Origin of the sequence: Burkholderia sp. 9775_39, assembly GCF_015712225.1 — a bacterium.
Classification (GTDB): Bacteria; Pseudomonadota; Gammaproteobacteria; order Burkholderiales; family Burkholderiaceae; genus Burkholderia; species Burkholderia cenocepacia.
This window is the reverse complement of sequence record NZ_JACCQC010000005.1, coordinates 264,589-283,986: the sequence shown is the minus strand read 5'-3', so window position 1 is coordinate 283,986 and position 19,398 is coordinate 264,589. Positions and strand designations below refer to the sequence as shown.

General features: G+C 68.7%; 17 protein-coding genes. 8 read left to right on the top strand and 9 right to left on the bottom strand.

Going from position 1 to position 19,398, the window contains the following annotated elements; all coding sequences use genetic code 11:
* Positions 1 to 38 precede the first annotated feature (38 nt).
* On the bottom strand, positions 39 to 2,624 hold the full coding sequence (gene acnB, locus H0X90_RS09595) for a bifunctional aconitate hydratase 2/2-methylisocitrate dehydratase (protein WP_034202186.1): 2,586 nt from the start codon (positions 2,622 to 2,624) through the stop codon (positions 39 to 41).
* A gap of 387 nt (positions 2,625 to 3,011) precedes the next feature.
* On the opposite strand from acnB, the gene H0X90_RS09590 reads away from it, so the two are divergent.
* Positions 3,012 to 3,797, top strand: a complete 786-nt coding sequence (locus H0X90_RS09590; protein ID WP_006487208.1) for a BPL-N domain-containing protein — start codon at positions 3,012 to 3,014, stop codon at positions 3,795 to 3,797.
* A gap of 22 nt (positions 3,798 to 3,819) precedes the next feature.
* Here the strand turns inward: H0X90_RS09590 and H0X90_RS09585 are convergent, their stop codons facing one another.
* The 3 genes from H0X90_RS09585 to H0X90_RS09575 form a co-directional block, all read right to left on the bottom strand.
* Positions 3,820 to 4,293, bottom strand: a complete 474-nt coding sequence (locus H0X90_RS09585; RefSeq protein ID WP_048987981.1) for a nuclear transport factor 2 family protein — start codon at positions 4,291 to 4,293, stop codon at positions 3,820 to 3,822.
* A 120-nt stretch (positions 4,294 to 4,413) separates the two neighbouring features.
* The gene (locus H0X90_RS09580; protein WP_006487226.1) at positions 4,414 to 4,662 is read right to left on the bottom strand and encodes a hypothetical protein; all 249 of its coding nucleotides are present in this window, start codon (positions 4,660 to 4,662) and stop codon (positions 4,414 to 4,416) included.
* 476 nt (positions 4,663 to 5,138) lie between these two features.
* Entirely contained in the window at positions 5,139 to 5,573 is a 435-nt protein-coding gene (locus H0X90_RS09575; RefSeq protein WP_012493398.1) for a universal stress protein, read from the bottom strand.
* A gap of 344 nt (positions 5,574 to 5,917) precedes the next feature.
* Here H0X90_RS09575 and H0X90_RS09570 point away from each other — a divergent pair, with 344 nt between their 5' ends.
* The 6 genes from H0X90_RS09570 to H0X90_RS09545 all read left to right on the top strand — a co-directional run bounded on the left by H0X90_RS09570 (position 5,918) and on the right by H0X90_RS09545 (position 10,889).
* Positions 5,918 to 7,402: an amidase gene (locus H0X90_RS09570; protein WP_077189357.1), complete on the top strand. Its 1,485-nt coding sequence runs from the start codon at positions 5,918 to 5,920 to the stop codon at positions 7,400 to 7,402.
* Positions 7,403 to 7,739: 337 nt separating this feature from the next.
* On the top strand, positions 7,740 to 8,426 hold the full coding sequence (locus tag H0X90_RS09565) for a hypothetical protein (protein ID WP_012493397.1): 687 nt from the start codon (positions 7,740 to 7,742) through the stop codon (positions 8,424 to 8,426).
* 132 nt (positions 8,427 to 8,558) lie between these two features.
* Positions 8,559 to 9,389 carry an arylamine N-acetyltransferase gene (locus H0X90_RS09560; RefSeq protein WP_077189358.1) on the top strand — a complete coding sequence of 277 codons (831 nt, stop codon included), beginning with the start codon at positions 8,559 to 8,561 and terminating at the stop codon, positions 9,387 to 9,389.
* A gap of 100 nt (positions 9,390 to 9,489) precedes the next feature.
* Complete coding sequence (locus H0X90_RS09555) at positions 9,490 to 9,666, top strand: ribbon-helix-helix protein, CopG family (RefSeq protein ID WP_006487211.1); 177 nt, start codon at positions 9,490 to 9,492, stop codon at positions 9,664 to 9,666.
* A 1-nt stretch (position 9,667) separates the two neighbouring features.
* A complete protein-coding gene (locus H0X90_RS09550; RefSeq protein ID WP_006487203.1) occupies positions 9,668 to 10,018 on the top strand; it encodes a glyoxalase/bleomycin resistance/extradiol dioxygenase family protein in 351 nt (116 codons plus the stop codon).
* 7 nt (positions 10,019 to 10,025) lie between these two features.
* A complete protein-coding gene (locus tag H0X90_RS09545) occupies positions 10,026 to 10,889 on the top strand; it encodes a class I SAM-dependent methyltransferase (RefSeq protein WP_006487235.1) in 864 nt (287 codons plus the stop codon).
* 22 nt (positions 10,890 to 10,911) lie between these two features.
* Here the strand turns inward: H0X90_RS09545 and H0X90_RS09540 are convergent, their stop codons facing one another.
* From H0X90_RS09540 to H0X90_RS09525, 4 genes are all read right to left on the bottom strand, one after another.
* On the bottom strand, positions 10,912 to 15,753 hold the full coding sequence (locus H0X90_RS09540) for an NAD-glutamate dehydrogenase (RefSeq protein ID WP_077189359.1): 4,842 nt from the start codon (positions 15,751 to 15,753) through the stop codon (positions 10,912 to 10,914).
* Between the two features lie 191 nt (positions 15,754 to 15,944).
* Positions 15,945 to 16,133, bottom strand: a complete 189-nt coding sequence (locus H0X90_RS09535) for a 4-oxalocrotonate tautomerase (protein ID WP_006487223.1) — start codon at positions 16,131 to 16,133, stop codon at positions 15,945 to 15,947.
* A gap of 65 nt (positions 16,134 to 16,198) precedes the next feature.
* Positions 16,199 to 16,975 (bottom strand): class II aldolase/adducin family protein, encoded by a 777-nt coding sequence (locus H0X90_RS09530; RefSeq protein WP_062884805.1) that lies wholly within the window; start codon positions 16,973 to 16,975, stop codon positions 16,199 to 16,201.
* Positions 16,950 to 17,843: an urea transporter gene (locus H0X90_RS09525; protein ID WP_077189360.1), complete on the bottom strand. Its 894-nt coding sequence runs from the start codon at positions 17,841 to 17,843 to the stop codon at positions 16,950 to 16,952. Before H0X90_RS09525 ends, H0X90_RS09530 begins: the two co-directional genes overlap by 26 nt.
* Before the next feature lie 124 nt (positions 17,844 to 17,967).
* On the opposite strand from H0X90_RS09525, the gene H0X90_RS09520 reads away from it, so the two are divergent.
* On the top strand, positions 17,968 to 18,531 hold the full coding sequence (locus H0X90_RS09520) for a putative glycolipid-binding domain-containing protein (protein WP_006496948.1): 564 nt from the start codon (positions 17,968 to 17,970) through the stop codon (positions 18,529 to 18,531).
* Here H0X90_RS09520 and H0X90_RS09515 read toward each other — a convergent pair.
* On the bottom strand, positions 18,483 to 19,397 hold the full coding sequence (locus tag H0X90_RS09515; protein ID WP_006496949.1) for an alpha/beta fold hydrolase: 915 nt from the start codon (positions 19,395 to 19,397) through the stop codon (positions 18,483 to 18,485). The genes H0X90_RS09520 and H0X90_RS09515 overlap by 49 nt on opposite strands.
* Position 19,398: the final 1 nt, after the last annotated feature.

The following is a 19,398-nucleotide window of genomic DNA, read 5'->3' as shown; positions in this document are numbered from 1 at the left end:
CTGCGACGTCGACTTCCCGTCGCAGCCCGACTGCGTGCTTACATCTGCACGGTGTCGGCCACTTCCTTGAAGTCTTCGATCTGGTCGAAGTTCATGTACTGGTAGATCTTGTCGCCGTTGGCGGTGAGCACGCCCATGTCGGCCATGTACTCTTCCTTGGTCGGGATCTTGCCCAGACGCGAGCAGATCGCCGCCAGTTCCGCCGAGCCGAGGTACACGTTCGTGTTCTTGCCGAGGCGGTTCGGGAAGTTGCGGGTCGACGTCGACATGACCGTCGCGCCTTCGCGCACCTGTGCCTGGTTGCCCATGCACAGCGAGCAGCCCGGCATTTCGGTGCGGGCGCCGGCCGTGCCGAACACACCGTAGTGGCCTTCTTCGGTCAGTTGCTTCTGGTCCATCTTGGTCGGCGGCGCGACCCACAGCTTGACCGGAATGTCGCGCTTGCCTTCGAGCAGCTTCGACGCGGCGCGGAAGTGACCGATGTTGGTCATGCACGAGCCGATGAACACTTCGTCGATCTTCGCACCGGCGACGTCGGACAGCGTCTTCACGTCGTCCGGGTCGTTCGGGCAGGCGACGATCGGCTCATGGATGTCGGCGAGGTCGATCTCGATGACGGCCGCGTATTCGGCGTCGGCATCCGGCGACAGCAGTTGCGGATCGGCCAGCCACTGTTCCATCGCCGCGATGCGGCGCTGCAGGCTGCGCGGATCCTGGTAGCCCTGCGCGATCATCCACTTGAGCAGCGTGATGTTGCTGTTCAGGTACTCGATGATCGGTTCCTTGTTCAGGCGCACCGTGCAACCGGCAGCCGAACGCTCGGCGGACGCATCCGACAGCTCGAACGCTTGCTCGACCTTCAGGTCGGGCAGGCCTTCGATTTCGAGAATGCGGCCCGAGAAGATGTTCTTCTTGCCCTGCTTGGCGACCGTCAGCATGCCTTGCTTGATCGCGTACAGCGGAATTGCGTTGACGAGGTCACGCAGCGTGACGCCCGGCTGCATCTTGCCCTTGAAGCGGACCAGCACCGATTCCGGCATGTCCAGCGGCATCGTGCCGGTAGCGGCCGCGAACGCGACCAGGCCCGAACCTGCGGGGAAGCTGATGCCGATCGGGAAGCGCGTGTGCGAATCGCCGCCGGTGCCGACGGTGTCGGGCAGCAGCATGCGGTTCAGCCACGAGTGGATCACGCCGTCGCCCGGGCGCAGCGCGATGCCGCCGCGCGTGCTGATGAAGTTCGGCAGCGTCTGGTGCGTCTTCACGTCGACCGGCTTCGGATACGCGGCGGTGTGGCAGAACGACTGCATCACGAGATCGGCCGAGAAGCCGAGGCACGCGAGGTCTTTCAGTTCGTCGCGGGTCATCGGGCCCGTGGTGTCCTGCGAGCCGACCGAGGTCATCTTCGGTTCGCAGTACGTGCCCGGGCGCACGCCTTGGCCTTCCGGCAGACCGCACGCGCGGCCGACCATCTTCTGCGCGAGCGAGAAGCCCTTGCCGCTGTCGGCCGGCTGGTGCGGCAGGCGGAACAGCGTCGACGGCGCGAGGCCGAGCGCTTCGCGCGCCTTCGCGGTCAGGCCGCGGCCGATGATCAGCGGAATGCGGCCGCCGGCGCGCACTTCGTCGAACAGCACGTCGGACTTGACCTGGAATTCGGCGATGACCTTGCCGTCCTTCAGCGCCTTGCCTTCGTACGGGCGCAGTTCGACCACGTCGCCCATTTCCATCTGCGACACGTCGAGCTCGATCGGCAGCGCGCCGGCGTCTTCCATCGTGTTGTAGAAGATCGGGGCGATCTTGCCGCCGAGGCACACGCCGCCGAAGCGCTTGTTCGGGACGAACGGAATGTCTTCGCCGGTGAACCACAGCACCGAGTTGGTGGCCGACTTGCGCGAGGAGCCGGTGCCGACCACGTCGCCGACGTAGGCGACCAGGTGGCCCTTTTCCTTCAGCGATTCGATGAACTTGACCGGGCCGCGCTTGCCGTCTTCTTCCGGCGTGATGCCCGGGCGCGCGTTCTTCAGCATCGCGAGCGCGTGCATCGGGATGTCCGGGCGGGTGGTGGCGTCCGGCGCCGGCGACAGGTCGTCGGTGTTGGTTTCGCCCGTGACCTTGAATACGGTGATGGTCAGGCTTTCCGGCACTTCCGGACGGCTCGTGAACCATTCGGCATCGGCCCAGCTCTGCAGCACCGCTTTCGCGTGCGCGTTGCCCTTGTCGGCGAGTTCCTTCACGTCGTGGAACTGGTCGAACATCAGCAGGGTTTTCTTCAGCGCGTCGGCGGCGACCGCGGCGACGGCCTCGTCGGACAGCAGCTCGATCAGCGGCTGGATGTTGTAGCCGCCGAGCATCGTGCCGAGCAGCTCGGTCGCGTGCGCACGCGAGATCAGCGGGCAGGCGGTCTCGCCCTTGGCCACGGCGGCCAGGAAGCCGGCCTTCACGCGGGCGGCTTCGTCGACGCCGGCGGGCACGCGATGGGTGATCAGCTCGAGCAGCGTCTGCTCTTCGCCGGCGGGCGGGTTCGTCAGCAATTCGACCAGTTCGGCGGTCTGCTGAGCCGTCAGCGGCAGGGGAGGAATACCGAGCGCGGCGCGGGCGGCCACGTGAGCACGAAAGTTTTCAAGCATGGGGAGACCTGCTGATATTGCGTTTGAGGGGAAGGCCTTGCCGGCACTCCGGGGCTATTCCAGGCACTGCTTTGAGCGGGATTCTAATCTCAATGGTGTGCAACGTCAAATGTCTTATGTCTTATATAAGAGTTGGCAATGCGAAACACGGAAGGCGGGGTTGCATGGCGGGAGGCGGCCTTGTCGGGCGCGGTCGGGCGGGCGAGTGCAGGGTGTCGGCTCAGGCCGCCGGTGCCGCACATATCTGCACAAGCCCGCAGGAAACGGTACACACCGGGCGCGTTCGGGCCGCTACGCTTGCCGTCACGCAGCTTGCAATCGGGTTTCGGAACTGGAGGCGGAAGTCGTCGCGCCCCTGTCGATTCGACCCGGGCGGCGGCGATTTCCTTGACTCCGGCGATCCACGACATGCGCTCCAGAGACGCGATTTTCCTGATGGCGACGCTCGTCGCGTCGCCGGCCGTTCACGCGGCCGCGCCCGGCGACGAAGCGCGCGACGCGGCGAGCCGGCCGGTCGCGCTGGTCTATCGCGGGCCTGCCGCGTGCGACGGGTGCCCCGAAACCATCGCCAGACGCCTGCGGGAATCGGACTACCGGTTCCGGGTGATCTACGTGGGGCCGGCGGAACGGCTCAAGATCACGCCCGCGGCGCTGGCCGGTGCGGCGCTCTATGTGCAGCCCGGCGGCGGGCAGGACATTCCCGGCGCGGCCGCCAGCATCGGTCGGCCTGCAATCAGGGCCGTGCGGCATTACGTGGCGAACGGCGGCCGATACCTGGGGCTCTGCATGGGCGCCTACCTGGCCGGCGCGCAGGGGTTCGGGCTGGTTGCCGGCGATATCGACTCCGAGGTCGACCGGCCGGGCTCGACGCTTCACGGCATCGCGGACACGGTGACGCCGGTCGTCTGGCGCGGGAAAAAGCGCTGGATCTACTATCAGGACGGCGCGAGGCTCCCGGTCGCGCCGATCGGCTCCGGCGGGATCGTGCTGGCGATCTACCCGAACAAGGACATCGCCGCCGCCACGTACCGCTACGGCAAAGGACGCGTCGGCCTTGCCGGCCCGCATCCGGAGGCCGATGAAAGCTGGTATCGCCAGAACGACCTGACGAACCCGGACGGCGTGGTGCCGGACATGGCCTACGACCTGATCGACGCGACGATGAAGCCGTAGCGATGCGGCCGCGGGGCGTGGCCTATTTCCGCTTGGCGCGATACGCGTCGAGATTTTTCCGTGCCTGCGCGCGGATCGCGCGCTGCATGAAAGGCGTCCAGCCGAGCAGCGCGCCCTTCATCCCGAGCGCCTGACGCGCCCAGCGCCACAGGTCGAAATGGTCGCGATGCTCGACGATGCGTCCGTCGCGAAACCGGAAACGCGCGTCGATCCGGTTGACCACCCTCCGTCCGGTCGCGGCGAACCGGTAGTCCGCGCGCCATTTCGCGCGCCCGGCCTGGTCGTCCGCGGCGATTTCGCCGAACGTCAGCGAGAATTCCTGCGCCCGCGCGACCAGCATCCGCCACATGTCGCGTGCGAGCTCGCCACGCAGCTCGCCGAACGCGGGATCGCTGAACACGATGTCGTCGGCATAGCACGCGAGCATCGTGTCGATGTCGCGCTGCTGGAAGGCCGTGTAGAAGCGCTGGATCAACGCGGTGTTCGGATCGGTCATGTCGGGGCGTAACGGGGCAGGGATGGCGGACGGCAACGTCCGTATCGGGACAGTGGGGCAGGCAGCGCGAACCGGCGCCCGCGACTTCGGGCGCGGCCGGCTCGTCGCCGGATGGGCGCGTCAGCGGGCCGCCATCGCGACGTCCTGATCGCTGCGTCCCGTCACCAGGCAGCCCGACATGAACGCCTCACTCTGGCTACCGGCGGCGGCTTCGCCGAAGCCGCGACCGAGCGCGTCGGCCTTGACCTGCGCGGCGCCTTGCTCGCACGCGAGCGGGCTGGCGTCGCGGCCCTGCGCGTGCAGGATCGCGCGATCGCCGATGAGATAGGCCAGCAGTGCAAAAACGGCGATATGTACGGCTCGTCTCATGGTTCGTCTCCTCGTCGCTCAAGCGTAACGCGGACACGTTCGACGAAGCACTTGGGGCTTCCCCCGGTAAACGTCTGCTGAAAGCGCTGGCGGAGCGGACGATCCTGTCCCGTTTTTCGGTCGCCGTCCGACGAGCGGCCAATGCGCGGGAGTTTGACGAATGTCAGGGTGCGGGCGGGCGGCGGCGGTCGCACGGCCGTTCGAAGCGATAGCATGAATGCATGATTTGACGGCACGCGATGCGGGGGCGATGCATCGGGTCCGGCAAGCACGCAAATGTCGAATATCGCTGTCGAAATAGTGAGGAAACCAAAATGTTGAACGTCTCTTCCGTCCTGATCAGTCTTGCCCCGATGTGGGCCATCCTGCTGCTGGCGTCTTCGGCGGCCGCCTATTTCGTGTTCTGGCGCAAGGTCATCGATTGAGCGCCGCGCGACAGCGTGCGCACGATGCGCACGCATGACGCGCCGTTTCCGTCATTGCACCGCCGTCACCGGCACATTCGAAATCCGCACCAGCCGCGCCATCACGCTGCGCCGAAACACCGACATCAACGCGTGCAGCGGATCGCGTCGCGGCCCGGCCACGACGATCTCGTCGCACCCGGTCTCGGCCGCCGTGGCCGCGATCGTGTCGGCCACCGGCCCGACCTTCATCACGACGCTGAACTTCACGTCCGCATCGCGCAGGATCCGCTCGGCCATCGCGAGATCGTCGGTCGCGAATTGCGTCTCGATCGCGCGCAACCGCGACAGCGGGTGATAGGCCTCGAGCCGCGTCGATTCCAGCGGCGCCTGCACGTTGATCAGCACGACCTCCGATGCGCAGCGCTCGCGATACAGAAACGTCGCGTGCCGGACGGCCTGAAGCGAGCGCGGTGAATGACCGACCGGAACCAGCAGCTTGAGCATGGACGATGAACCCGGAAACGAAGTGCTTCCAGCGTAGCGTGCGGCCGCACGAAGCGATCTAAAGAGATCGGCCGGGCGCATAAAAATGTCGTTAACGCGCGCGGTCCCGTGACGCACCAATTAAAAATATAAGAAATTTAAGTTTATGCGCATAAACGGCAGCGAGCGGCGTCGCCCCGTTCCGCCCGGTCGTCGCCGGCCGTTCGCGCGAGCGCGATTCAGTCGGATCCGCAATGAATTGCGCCGCAAAATATCGGAGGTCGCCCGGGGCGCGTCGCGTAGAGTAGAGCGTCGGCCGCCGCCCGGCGGCGCGCCATCCGCTACCGCTTCCCAGGAGACCCCGCATGCCGCACGGCGCCCCGCAGTTTCTCGCTCCCGCTTCCATTTCCGTCGATCCGGTCGTACGCCTGTCGGCCGGCGAGCTCGCGTCGGCGATCCGCAGCAAGGCGGTGTCGTGCGTCGAGACGATACGTGCGTATCTCGATCACATCGAGCGCGTGAACGGTGCGATCAACGCGATCGTCGCGCTGCGCGATCGCGATGCGCTGCTGGCGGAAGCCGCGGAAAAGGACGCGGAGCTGGCGCGCGGCGAGTATCGCGGCTGGCTGCACGGGATGCCGCAGGCGCCGAAGGATCTGGCGATGACGAAGGGGCTGCGCACGACCTACGGCTCGCCGATCTTCCGCGAGAACGTACCGCAGGCCGATTCCGTCGGCGTCGCGCGGATGCGCGCGGCCGGCGCGATCTTCATCGGCAAGACCAATACGCCCGAGTTCGGGCTCGGTTCGCATACGTTCAACGAAGTCTACGGCGCGACGCGCAACCCGTACGACCTGACGAAGAGCGCGGGCGGCAGCAGCGGCGGCACGGCGGCGGCGCTCGCGTCGCGGATGCTGCCGGTGGCGGACGGCAGCGATTTCGGCGGGTCGCTGCGCAACCCGGCCGCGTTCTGCAACATCTACGGCTTTCGCCCGTCGCAGGGCCGCGTGCCGCGCTGGCCGGGCGTCGACGTGTTCATGCAGCAGCTCGGCATCGAAGGGCCGATGGGGCGCACCGTCGGCGACGTCGCGCAACTGCTCGCGATCCAGGCCGGCTACGACCGCAACGATCCGCTGTCGCTCGCGGACGATCCGGCGATGTTCGCGCAGCCGCTCGACGCGGACCTGCGCGGCAAGCGCATCGCGTGGGTCGGCGACTGGAACGGTTATCTCGCGACCGAGGCCGGCGTGCTCGCGCAGTGCGAGCACGGGCTGGCGACGCTGCGCGAGATCGGCTGCGACGTCGATGCCGCGCTGCCGGCGTTCGCACCCGACCGGATCTGGCGTCTGTGGCTCGCGCACCGGCACCTGCTGTCGGGCGGCGGGCTGCTCGCGCACTATCGCGACCCGGCGCGCCGTGCGCTGCTGAAGCCCGAGGCGATCTACGAGGTCGAAGGGCTGCTCGCGCTGCAGGGCGCGGCGGTGTTCGATGCGAGCGTCGAACGGACCGCGTGGCATCAGGCGGTGCTGAGCTTCTTCGATCGCTACGACTTCATCGCGGCGCCGACCGCGCAGGTGTTCCCGTTCGACGTCGACCAGCGCTGGCCGAAGGAGATCGCGGGCCGCGCGATGGACACCTACCACCGCTGGATGGAAACGGTCGTGCCGTGGACGCTGGCCGGCTGCCCGGTGATCAACGTGCCGGTCGGCTTCAACGACGCGGGGTTGCCGATGGGGATGCAACTGATCGGGCGTCCGCGCGCCGATCTCGCCGTGCTGCAGCTTGCGCGCGGCTACGAGCGGGCGGCCGACTGGGTGGCCCGGCGCGTGCCGGCGTGGATGGCCGCGTGATGCCGCGGCAGGCGGGCAACCGGTAGCCGGTAGCCAGTTGCCGGGGTGACGGAGCGGGCGGCGACGAGCTGCCCGTTTCGTTTTGCATCGCTCGACGCGACGTTCGCGGGCGCCCGCCGGACCCGACATCCGCCATTGATGCAGCCGGAGAACGAATCGGGATGCGCGCACGACATCGCTCGGCAAACGCGCGCGAATCTGCGTGACGGGGCTCGTCGGTCGCCGAATTGCAAGCGGCGCCGCCGCCGGATTTCGTTTCGATGTGTTTCAGTCGTTGCGGCGGCGCGCGACGCGCTTCGACAATATCGCCTCGACAATTCGGGCACGAGGAACACACATGAAGCACATTCGCGCGACGGGCCGGCATCTGGCCTCGGCAGGCATCGCGTTCGGCATCCTGGTGAGCGGCGCCGCGCACGCGCAGCTCGACCTGCAGTCGCTCGGCGCGTCGCTGCTCGGCGGCGGGCAGCAGCAGGCGGCGCCTGCGCAGGGCGGTGTCGCGCAATTGCTGCAGGCCTATGTCGGGGCGAACCAGCAGGTGCTGAACGGCCAGTCGTCGCTCGCATCGGCGATGGGCCTGACGGGGGCGGCCGGGCAGGCGCAGCAGGCCGCGAGTCAGTTGTCCGGTGCCGATGCACTGTCGCCGGCCACGCTGTCGCAGATGGGCGGCGCGCAGCAATCGGTGTCGCAGGCGCTCGGCCAGGCGTTCGCGAGCGGCGGCGCCACGCACGGCCCGATCGACAAGCAGGCGTTCAGCAACGGGCTCGCGTCGCTCGGGCAGGGGCTCACGCAGTATTCGCAACTGCAGTCGGGGCTCGGCAATCTCGGTTCGACGAGCGCCGCGTCGTTGCTGCAGTCGGGCCTGAATCCGCAGAACATGCAGGCCGCGTCGTATATCGCGCAAAGCGCGCCGGGCCAGTTGCAGTCGCTGGCCGCGACGCTCGGCCAGGCCGTCCAGTTCGCGACGAGCCAGGGCATTTCGGTGCCGTCGGTCGCGTCGTCCGCGCTGAAGCTGCTGCCGTAACGTCAACGTGGCGCGGATGTGCGCGCGATGCGCGGCCCGCATCGCGCGCGTCGACCACGAACAATCGCCCCGCACAACATGGGGATTGCGCGCGATGCTATCGTGGCGGGTCCCTTTTATCGGTGCCGGTTCATGACTGACTCGTTCGACCTCTCGCGCTATTTCTCCCGCATCGGCTACGACGGCCCGGCCGCGCCGACGCTGGACGTGCTGCGCCGGCTGCATCTGCTGCACCCGCAGGCGATTCCGTTCGAAAACCTCAATCCGCTGACCGGCGCGCGCGTCGCGCTCGACCTGCCCGCGATCGTCGACAAGGTGGTCGAACGCCGCCGCGGCGGCTACTGCTTCGAACTCAACAAGCTGTTCTACACCGCGCTCACGACGATCGGTTTTCGCGTCACGCCGCTGATCGCGCGCGTGCGCTGGATGCGGCCGCCCGAGATCGTCACCGCGCAGACGCACATGTTGCTGCGCATCGACCTCGACGGGGCCGCGTGGCTCGCGGACATCGGCTTCGGCAGCGCGACGCTGACCGCGCCGCTGCGCTTCGTGCCGGGCGAGCGGCAACTGACGCCGCACGGCGCGTTTCGCGTGATCGACGCGCCGGTCGACGGCGAATTCGACATGCAGTTCGAAATCCCCGACGGCTGGCAGACGACCTACCGCTTCTCGCTGAAGCCGGCCGAATGGATCGATTACGACGCCGCGAACTGGTTCACGTCGACCTATCCCGAATCGATCTTCGTGAACGACTTGATCGCGTGCCGCGTGCTGCCGGACGGCCGCGCGGCGCTGCTCAACACCGCGCTGACGTTGCGCGACGCGGCGGGGGCCGGGCGCACGGTCAGGTTCGACAATGCTGCCGACTGGGCCGCGTGCCTGCGCGACACGATCGGCATCAATACGGCGGGATTCGATCTCGACGCGCTGTTCGCGCGACTCGCGGCGCGCCCCGCGCGGTAACGCGAACCCCCGACATCCGACGGCGGCCCGCACGCGGGCCGCGACCATCCCGCGATCACCGTCAGTTGACTTTTGCTAGATTGCTAGCATACTAGTATCCATGACCGACGAAGAAGTGAAGCAATTCAACGTGTACCTGCCGCTCGGCCTGATCCGGCAGGTCAAGCATCGTGCCATCGAAACGGAGCAATCGCTGTCCGCGCTGGTGGCCGACGCGTTGCGCGCGTACCTGGCCGCGCCGCCGTCCGGCGCGGAACCGTCCAACAAGGAGGAGTGACATGTCATCCGAGCGGATCGAAGCCGTGTATCTGACCACCCACAACTGGGGCAAGTCGGCGAAGTTCTTTCAGGCGCTGGGCTTCAGGCTGGAGTTCGAAACCGACCACAATTCGGGCCAGTTGCGCAGCGGCGACGGTCCATTTCTGTTCATCGCCGAAGTGCCGCCGAGCGAAACGCCCGACATGCAGGTCGTGCTCAAGGTGGCCGACGAGCAGGCGGTGCAGCCGCAGCCGATCGTCGAGGTCGTCACGCCGTTCGAGGACACGCACTGGGGCACGCGCGACATGACGGTGCGCGATCCGGACGGCCGGGTGTGGCGCCTGCAGGCGCCGGGCAAGCAGGGCGAGTGAGGTCGACATGACGGCTATCCGCGAAGACGACGCGCCCGACAGCACGGCCGCGCGCGTCGCGCTGTGGCGCGCGCTGCACGTCGAGCTCGACGCGCCGCCGCATGTGCTCACGGACGAAATCGGGTTGCAATTGCTTGCGCCGGCACCCGGCTGGCAGCAGCGCGGCGACATGGATCCGCAGTTCACGCGGCCGTTTCGCGCGTCGATCGTCGCGCGGGCGCGCTTCATCGAGGATCTCGTGGCCGAGCAGGCCGCGCGCGGCGTGCGCCAGTACGTGATCCTCGGCGCGGGGCTCGACAGCTTCGTGCAGCGTCGGCCGGACATGGCGTCGCGCGTGACCGTGTTCGAAGTCGACCAGCCGGCGCCGCAGCGCTGGAAGCAGCGCCGCCTGGTCGAGCTCGGCTTCGGCGTGCCCGACTGGCTGCGCTTCGTGCCGGTGGATTTCGAGGCGAAGCAGTCGTGGCGCGACGCGCTCGTCGGTGCGGGCTTCGATGCCGGCAAGCCGGCGGTCGTGGTATCCACCGGCGTCAGCATGTACCTGACGCGCGAAGCGAATGCGGCCGCGCTGCGCGAAGTCGCGTCGCTCGCGCCGGGCTCGACGTTCGCGATGACGTTCCTGCTGCCGCTGGAGAACGCGGATCCGGACGTGCGCCCGGGGATGGAAATGGCCGCGAAGGGCGCGCGGGCGAGCGGCACGCCGTTCATCAGCTTCTTCATGCCGGACCAGATCCAGGCGCTCGCACGGGAGGCCGGCTTCGCGAAGGCCGAACACGTGTCGGCCGCCGAGCTGACGCGCCGTTACTTCGCCGAGCGCACCGACGGCCTGCGGCCGCCGAACCGCGCGGAAGAGCTGCTGGTCGCGACGGTCTGACCCGTCGCGTCCGTCACACTCGTCACGCGCGTTCGAGCACGGCCATCTCCCGCACGACCACGAGCAGCACCGCGAGGCTCGCGCCGCCGGACGCGCGCAGATCCGCGAGCAGGTGCTCATAGCGCACCAGCGCGGCTTCGCGGCGCGCACGCCACGCGCCGACGATCGTCTCCGGCGTGGTCGAATCCGGCGACTCCGCGAGCGCGCTCGTCGCGAGCGTGCGCTTGAGCCGCGCGACTTCCGCGAGTGCGGCGGCGCGCGCGAGCATGTCCCAGTGCGTCGGCGTCGGCAGGTTCGCCGCGCGTTCGCCGATCCACCCGTAATTGAGCAGCGTGCCGAGCGAGAAATAGACACCGGCGACGAGTTCGAGGCTGCGGTTGCAGGTCGCCGCCACTTCGGCGATGTCGAGCAGCGCGGCCGAGATGTCGCCGCTCGCGACGCGTACCGCGAGCGCGCTGTCGACGCCGGCGTCGACCAGCACGCGCTGCCGCTCGGACAACGCATCGAGATCGTCGGCCGGCAGCAGCGACGGCAGTTGCGGGGCGAGCCGCGCCGCCGCGTCGCGACAGCGCGCGATCAGCTCGGCGACGCCGCCGTCGGCCACCGCGCCCGACTGCAGATGCCGCAGGAACCACAGCGCCGCGCGCTCCAGCAGCCGCGCGACGTCGACGAACATGCGCGCCTGCACGTCGTCGGCGACGCGGTTGTCGAGCGCGTCGATGTCGCGCCATACCGCATCGAGATCGAACACGTCGCGCGCCATGATGCACGCGCGCACGATATCGCCCGGCTTAGCGTCGGTTTCCTCCATCAGCCGGTGCACGAATGCGCAGCCGACGCGGTTCACGAGCGCGTTGGTCAGATGCGTCGCGAGAATCTCGCGGCGCAGCGGATGGCGGCGCATCGGCTCGCTGAAGCGCTGCTGCAGCGGCTTCGGGAAGTAGTCGACGAGCATCGCGGCCACCAGCGGATCCTCGGGCACGTCCGATTCGAGCAGCGCATCGTAGAGCCACATCTTGCTGTACGCGAGCAGCACCGCGCGCTCCGGCGACGTGAGGCCGAGCTTCGCGGCCTGCCGCTCGGCGACTTCGTCGTCGGTCGGCAGGAATTCGATCACGCGGTTCAGGCGGCCCGCGCGTTCGAGCCAGCGCATCAGGCGCGCCTCGGCGTCGAGCAGCTCGACCGCATAGCGGCCCGCGATCGACAGCGCCTGCGTCTGGTAGTAGTTGTCGCGCAGCACCAGCAGTCCGACTTCGTCGGTCATCTCGGCGAGCAGCGCGTTGCGCTGCTTCTCGGTCATCTCGCCGTCGGACACGACGAGCCCGAGCAGGATCTTGATGTTGACTTCGTGATCCGAACAATCGACGCCGGCCGAGTTGTCGATCGCATCGGTGTTGATGCGGCCGCCGCGCTGCGCGAACTCGATGCGGCCGAACTGCGTGCAGCCGAGATTGCCGCCTTCGCCGACGACCTTGCAGCGCAGGTCCGCGCCGTTCACGCGCACCGCGTCGTTCGCGCGGTCGCCGACCTGCGCGTGGGTTTCGCGCGCCGCCTTCACGTAGGTGCCGATGCCGCCGTTGTACAGCAGGTCGACCGGCGCCTGCAGGATCGCGCGGATCAATTCGGTCGGCGGCAGCGCGTGCGCGTCGATGCCGAGCGCGGCCTGTACCGCCGGCGACAGCGGGATCGTCTTCGCGGTGCGCGGATACACGCCGCCGCCCGCCGAAATCACCGACGTATCGTAGTCGGCCCAGCTCGAGCGCTCGAGCGCGAACATGCGCTGGCGCTCCGCGAAGCTCGTCGCCGGGTCGGGGGTCGGGTCGAGGAAAATGTGCCGGTGATCGAACGCGGCGACGAGCCGGATATGCGGCGACAGCAGCATCCCGTTGCCGAACACGTCGCCCGACATGTCGCCGACGCCGACCACGGTGAAGTCGGTCGTCTGCGTGTCGATGCCCATCTCGCGGAAGTGCCGTTTCACCGATTCCCACGCGCCGCGCGCGGTGATCGCCATCTTCTTGTGGTCGTAGCCGACCGAGCCGCCGGACGCGAACGCGTCGTCGAGCCAGAAGCCGTATTCGTGCGAGATCGCGTTCGCGTAGTCGGAGAAGGTGGCCGTGCCCTTGTCGGCGGCGACGACGAGATACGGATCGTCGGGGTCGTGGCGCACCACGTCGGGCGGCGGCACGATCGCGGTGCCGGCGAGGTTGTCGGTCAGGTCGAGCAGCCCGCGCAGGAACGTCTGGTAGCACGCGATGCCTTCGCGCATCCATGCCTCGCGATCGCTCTGCGGCGGCGGGTTCTTCACGACGAAGCCGCCTTTCGAGCCGACCGGCACGATCACGACGTTCTTCACCATCTGCGCCTTCATCAGCCCGAGCACCTCGGTGCGGAAATCCTCGCGGCGATCCGACCAGCGCAGGCCGCCGCGCGCGACGCGCCCGCCGCGCAGGTGCACGCCCTCGACGCGCGGCGAATACACCCAGATCTCGAACATCGGCTTCGGTTCGGGCAGGCCGGGCACCTTCGCCGGGTTGAACTTGAACGACAGGTACGGCTTCGATTCGCCGTTCGCGTCGGCGAGGAAGTAGTTCGTGCGTTCGGTTGCGTTGATCACGCCGAGGAACTGGCGCAGGATGCGGTCCTCGTCGAGGTTCGGCACCTGGTCGAGCGCGCCTTCGATCGCCTTCAGCAGCCGTTCGGCCTGCACGTCGCGCGTGTCGCCGATCCGCGGGTCGAAGCGCAGCACGAACAGCTCGACGAGTTGCCGCGCGATCGCCGGGTTGCCGGTCAGCGCGCGCTCGATATACGCGTCGCTGAAGGTCGAGCCGACCTGCCGCAGATATTTCGCATACGCGCGCAGGATCGTCACTTCGCGGGCGCTCAGGTGCGCGCGCAGCACGAGGCGGTTGAAGTCGTCGTTCTCGATCCGGCCGCTCCAGATCCGGTCGAACGCATCCTCGAACAGGCCTTTCACGCGCTCGATGTCGAACTCGGTATCGTCGGCGAGCTCGAGGCCGAAATCGTGTACCCATGCATGCGTGGCATCCTGCGTCTGGATCCGGTACGGCCGCTCCTCGTCGACGCGCACGCCGAGGTGTTCGAGCATCGGCAGGCTGCGCGACAGCGCGATCGGGTCGCCCGCGCGATACACCTTGAAGCGGAACGCGCGCGGCTCGGCCTCGATCGGCCGGTACAGGTTCATCGCGAGCTGGCCCGAATCCTTCACGCGCTCGATCAGCTCGATGTCGCGCACGGCCGTGCGCGCCGGATAGTCGTCGCGATAGCCGGCCGGGAACGACTCGGCATAGCGCTGCAGCAGGCGGTTGCCTTGCTCTTCGCCGAATGCGTCGAGCAGCGCGTCGGCGAGATCGTCCTGCCAGCGGCGCGTGACCTGCACGAGCCGCGTTTCGAGTTCGCGCGTGTCGACGTCGGGCATCGTGCCCGGTTCGGCATGCACGACGAAATGAATCCGCGCGATCGCCGATTCCGACAGCAGCGGCGTGAATTCGACGTTCACGCCGTTGTACGCGTCGACCAGCAGCTTCGCGATGCGGCGGCGCAGGTCGGTGTTGTACTTGTCGCGCGGCACGAACACGAGGCACGACACGAAGCGGTCGAACCGGTCGCGGCGCACGAACAGGCGCGTGCGCTGGTGTTCCTGCAGGCGCAGGATGCCGAGCGCGATGTCGTAGAGCTGGTCTTCGTCGGCCTGGAACAGTTCGTCGCGCGGATAGGTTTCGAGCACCGTCACGAGCGATTTGCCGAGATGTCCCTTCGGCAGGAAGCCCGCGCGCCGCAGGATGTTCGCGCACTTGCGGCGCACGATCGGGATCTCGGCCGTCGACACCATGTACGCGGTCGACGTGTAGAGCCCGATGAAGCGGCGCTCGCCGACGACCTTGCCGTCGGCGCCGACGAGTTTCACGCCGACGTAGTCGAGATAGCCGGGCCGGTGCACCGTCGCGCGCGAATTCGCCTTGGTCAGGAAGATCGGCCACGCGCCGGTGATGATGTCGGCGGCGGCCTGCGGCAGCGGCGTCACGTCGGGCGCGCCGGACGTGCGCAGCGCTTCGCGCAGGATGCCGAAGCCCGAGCCCTCGATGCCGCGCAGCCCGAAGCCTGTGCCGTCCGATACGAGCGCGTAGTCGCGCTGGCCGAGGAACGTGAAGTGATCGGCGGCCATCCATTCGAGGAACGCGCGCGCCTCGATGTCCTCCGCGGTCGATTCGCGCGCCTTCATCTCCTTGATCGTCGCGCGCGCGATGTCGACGATCTTCGGCCAGTCCTCGACCGATGCGCGCACGTCGCCGAGCACGCGCGCGATGTCCTCGCGCAGCGTGTCGAGCAGCGCGGCGTCGCCGCAACGGTCGACTTCGAAATGGATGAACGACGCGAGTTGCGACTGGCCGTCGCCGGACGTCGCGCCGCCCGCGTCGACCCGCTCGATGCCGCCGCCGGCGCCGCGCCAGATGCGGAACACCGGATGCAGCGCCGAATGCAGCGCGAGCCCGAGGCGGTTGACGGCCATCGTCACCGAGTCGACGAGGAACGGCATGTCGTCGTTGACGATCTCGATCACCGTGTGGTCGGAATGCCAGCCGTGCTGTTCGAGGATCGGGTTGTACACGCGCAGGCGTTCGCTGCCGGGCACGAATTTCTGCGCGGTCTGCCAGTGTGCCATCGCGGCACCGTACAGGTCGGCGATGCTGCGGTTCTGCAGATCGTCGGCATCGACGAAATCGTAGTAATGACGCAGGAAGGGTTCGACGATCCGGAACGTGGCTTCGGGCAGCCGAGCGCGCGCGAATTCGACGACGTCGGAGAGCAGGTGTGCGACGACTTCCTCGTTCTTCGCTTCCATGGCGGTCTCCTCGTCGGGTGGCCATTGGCGGCTGCGTCTGTCCGGCATTATGCGCCGATTGCGTGACAAAGCGATGTGCGGGCGCACAACGGCGGCGGGCGGTGGGGCGGGCCTGCGGCGCCCGTCGCGGACGCCGCGGTGCAGGGTTCAGCGCAGGGCGGGCGACGCCGGCGCGACGCCGCCTTCGGCGCTCAGCGCTCGTCGCTCCACAGCTTGCCGGCCGTCGCCCAGTTCTCCTTCTTCACGTCGGTCAGGATGATGTCGACCGAGCCCGGCGCGCAGCCGAGCGTCTCGCACGTGACGCGCGTGATCGCTTCGACGAAGGCGCGCTTCTGGTCGACGGTGCGGCCTTCGAACAGCTGGATATTGAAAGTTGGCATGGCAAATGCTCCGGTTGAGGTTGAACGATTGACGATGAACGATTCGGCCGGGTGCGGACGTGGCGTCAGTCGCGATACGACGGATCGATCCGGTCGAGGCGGCGCAGCAGCGCCGGCCATTCCAGTTCGCCTTCGATCGCGCCGCCGTCGCGCAGTTGTTCGGCGGTGCGCGCGGCGACGGCCGGTTCCGGCAGCACGAGCGGCCCGCCGCCGGCCTGCGCGCGAACCTGGATGTCGCACGCCTTGATCAGCGTATCCATCAGCACGTACGCTTCGGCGACGGTGCGGCCGACCGTCAGCGTGCCGTGATTGCGCAGCAGCATCGCGGATTTCGCGCCGAGGCTCGCGGTCAGCCGCGCGCCTTCGGCCGGCGAGAACGCGAGCGCTTCGTAGTCGTGGTACGCGAGGTCGCCATGAAAACGCAACGCGTGCTGCGATGCGGGCAGCAGCCCGTCGCGCTGGATCGATACGGCGATGCCGGCCGTATTGTGCAGGTGCATCACGCAGACGGCGTCGGCGCGCGCCGCGTGCACGGCCGCATGCAGTGCGAAGCCGGTCACGTTGACCGCGTGCTCGCTGTCGCCGATCCGGTGGCCGGCGAGGTCGATCTTCACGAGGTTCGACGCGCGAACCTCGTCGAACGTGAGGCCGAACGGGTTGATCAGGAAGTGGCCGGGTTCGCCCGGAACGGTCGCGGACAGATGCGTGTAGATCAGGTCGTCCCAGCCGTTCAGCGCGACGAGCCGGTACGCGGCGGCGAGGTCGACCCGCAGCTTGCGTTCGGCGTCCGAGATCGGGCCGCCGGGCTTCACGGCATCAGGACGGTGTGCGAATGACGACATCGGGTTCTCCGAGGGTAAAGCGGCGCGCGACAGCGACGGTCACCCATGATGCGAGCGCGAACGGGGCCGTGAACGCGGGGATGCCCGCGCGCATCGCGAGCCACTGGATCAGCGCGGCGAGCGCGGCCGCCGCGAGCGCCGCACGCGGGCCGCGCGGCATCAGCGCGAGCGCGGCGAGGGCGCCGTTGAAGCCGAGCAGGCCGTCGGCGAACAGCGCGCCGCTTGCGCCCAGCGCGACCAGCAGCACGGTCGACACGACCGCGCCGCCGAGCGCGAACGCGGCCGCGCGGCGCGATGCGACGGCGAGGCCGGCGACGATCAGCGCGCCGGCCCACGCGCCTTGCGCGAAGGTGGTCTGGGCGACGCCCGACAGCAGCGCGTCGGCGGCGGACGCGAGCGTCAGCACCGGGCCGGCGTCTGCGGCGTCCGCATGCTGCAATGCGACAAACGGCAGCCACAGCGCGGTGACGGCCAAGCACGGGCCCGAATACGGGCACTGGCGCCAGCGGGCGAGCGGCACCTGCATCGCGCGTTGCACGAGCGCCGCGCCGATCGCGACCAGCGGCGCCAGCGCGACGGCGGCGAGCGGATGGGGCGCGAACAGCACGGCGATCAGCGCGGCCAGCGCGCCGTTGAAGCCGTGCAGGCCCTGTCCGACGTCGCGGCGGTCGGCGCCCGTCAGCACGGCCGTCATGCTGGCGGCGGCCGAGCCGACCAGCGCGGCGCACGCGAGCCGCAGGTCGGTCAGCGCCAGCGCGGCGAGCAGCAGCGCGCCGGTGAGCGCATGCGCCTGCAGCACGATCTGCCCGATGCCGCGCAGCAGGATGCGCAGGTCGATCGACGGCGGGACGGGGCGGGCGGTAGGCATGATGGCGGCGGAACAGGACGAGCCGCGAGCATAGGACACAATCCCATGCACCGGAATAGGGAATTCTGGATAGTCAGGATTTGTGCGACGATGCCCCGCAATGGGGAAACCGGGAGGTGGAACGATGCGCGAGGTGCGGTGGGCGTCGCTCGAAGGCGACGGGGTCGAACATCTGACGTTCGACCGCAGCGGCGGCGCGATCGTCGTCGAAAGCGCGGTGGTCGGCCAGCGGTACGGTCGCGCATACGGGCTCGCGTATCGCGTCGAGTGCGATGCGCAATGGCGCGTGACTTATGCGGTGCTCAAGGTGATGGGCGGCGGCACGCTGGCGTTGCGCGGCGACGGCGCCGGCCACTGGCGCGACGGCGCGGGCCGCCCGTTGCCGGCGCTCGACGGTTGCATCGACATCGACATCGCCGCGACGCCGTTCACCAATTCGCTGCCGATCGGCCGCCTCGGGCTCGCGCGCGGCGAGCGGCGGCCGATCGACGTCGCGTACATCTCGACGCCGGACCTGACGGTCGCGCCGGTCAAGCAGGCTTACGCGTGCATCGAACCGGGCCGGCGCTACCGCTACGAAGGGATCTTCCGGAATTTCACGGCCGAGATGGACATCGACGACGACGGGCTCGTCGTCGATTACGAGACGCTGTTCAGACGCCTGCCGGCGCCGCCGACGGCGCGCTGAACCGCGGCGTTCGTCGCCGCCGGCCGCTCCTGCGCGGACGCGAAACGGTCGATCCGCGACGCGATCAGGTCCGGATGGCGCAGTACGATCCAGTGCGTGCCGTCGATTTCCTCGCGCACGTGGTCGCCGAGCCACCGGTCGAGGTCGACCGACATCTCGGGCGTCACGTAGCGGTCGCGCACCGGCACCAGGATCTGCACCGGCGCCTGCGCATACCGCTCACGCGGCTGGCGGGCCCGCGCGATAAAGTTCGCGCGGTACATCTGCATCCCGTTCAGCGCGTTCTTCAGTTGCACGGGATCGCGCTCGGCGCGCACGCGTTCGGTGAGCTGGAGCCAGCGCGGCCACAGCGCGGCGCCGCCGAGCCGCCATACCAGCGATGGCACGAGCGGCAGATGGAAGAACCCGATGTACCACGACTTCAGGCTCTGCTTGAGCCGCAGCTTCGCGCGGAATACGTGATCGAGGCACGGGCCCGAGATCGACGTGTACGACGCGATGCGGCCGCGGAACGCGGGGTCGGTCACGGCCTCCCAGCACTGGATCGAGCCCCAGTCGTGGCCGACGAGGTGGAACGGCCGGCCGCCGCAGGTCGCGTCGGCCACCGCCTTCAGGTCGCCGGCGAGCCGTTCGAGCGTGTAGTCGGCCCGGCGGCGCGGCGCATCGGATGCACCGGCGCCGCGCACGTCGTACGCGATCACGCGGTAGCGCTTCGCGAGCCGCGCGCGGACCGGCGCCCACACGGCCGCCGAGTCGGGATAGCCGTGCACGAGGATCAGCGGCGGCGCGCGCCGCGACCCGCTTACGTAGACGGCGAGTTTCACGTCGCCGGACTGGACGGTCAGCATCTCGTGAGCGCGCGCCATG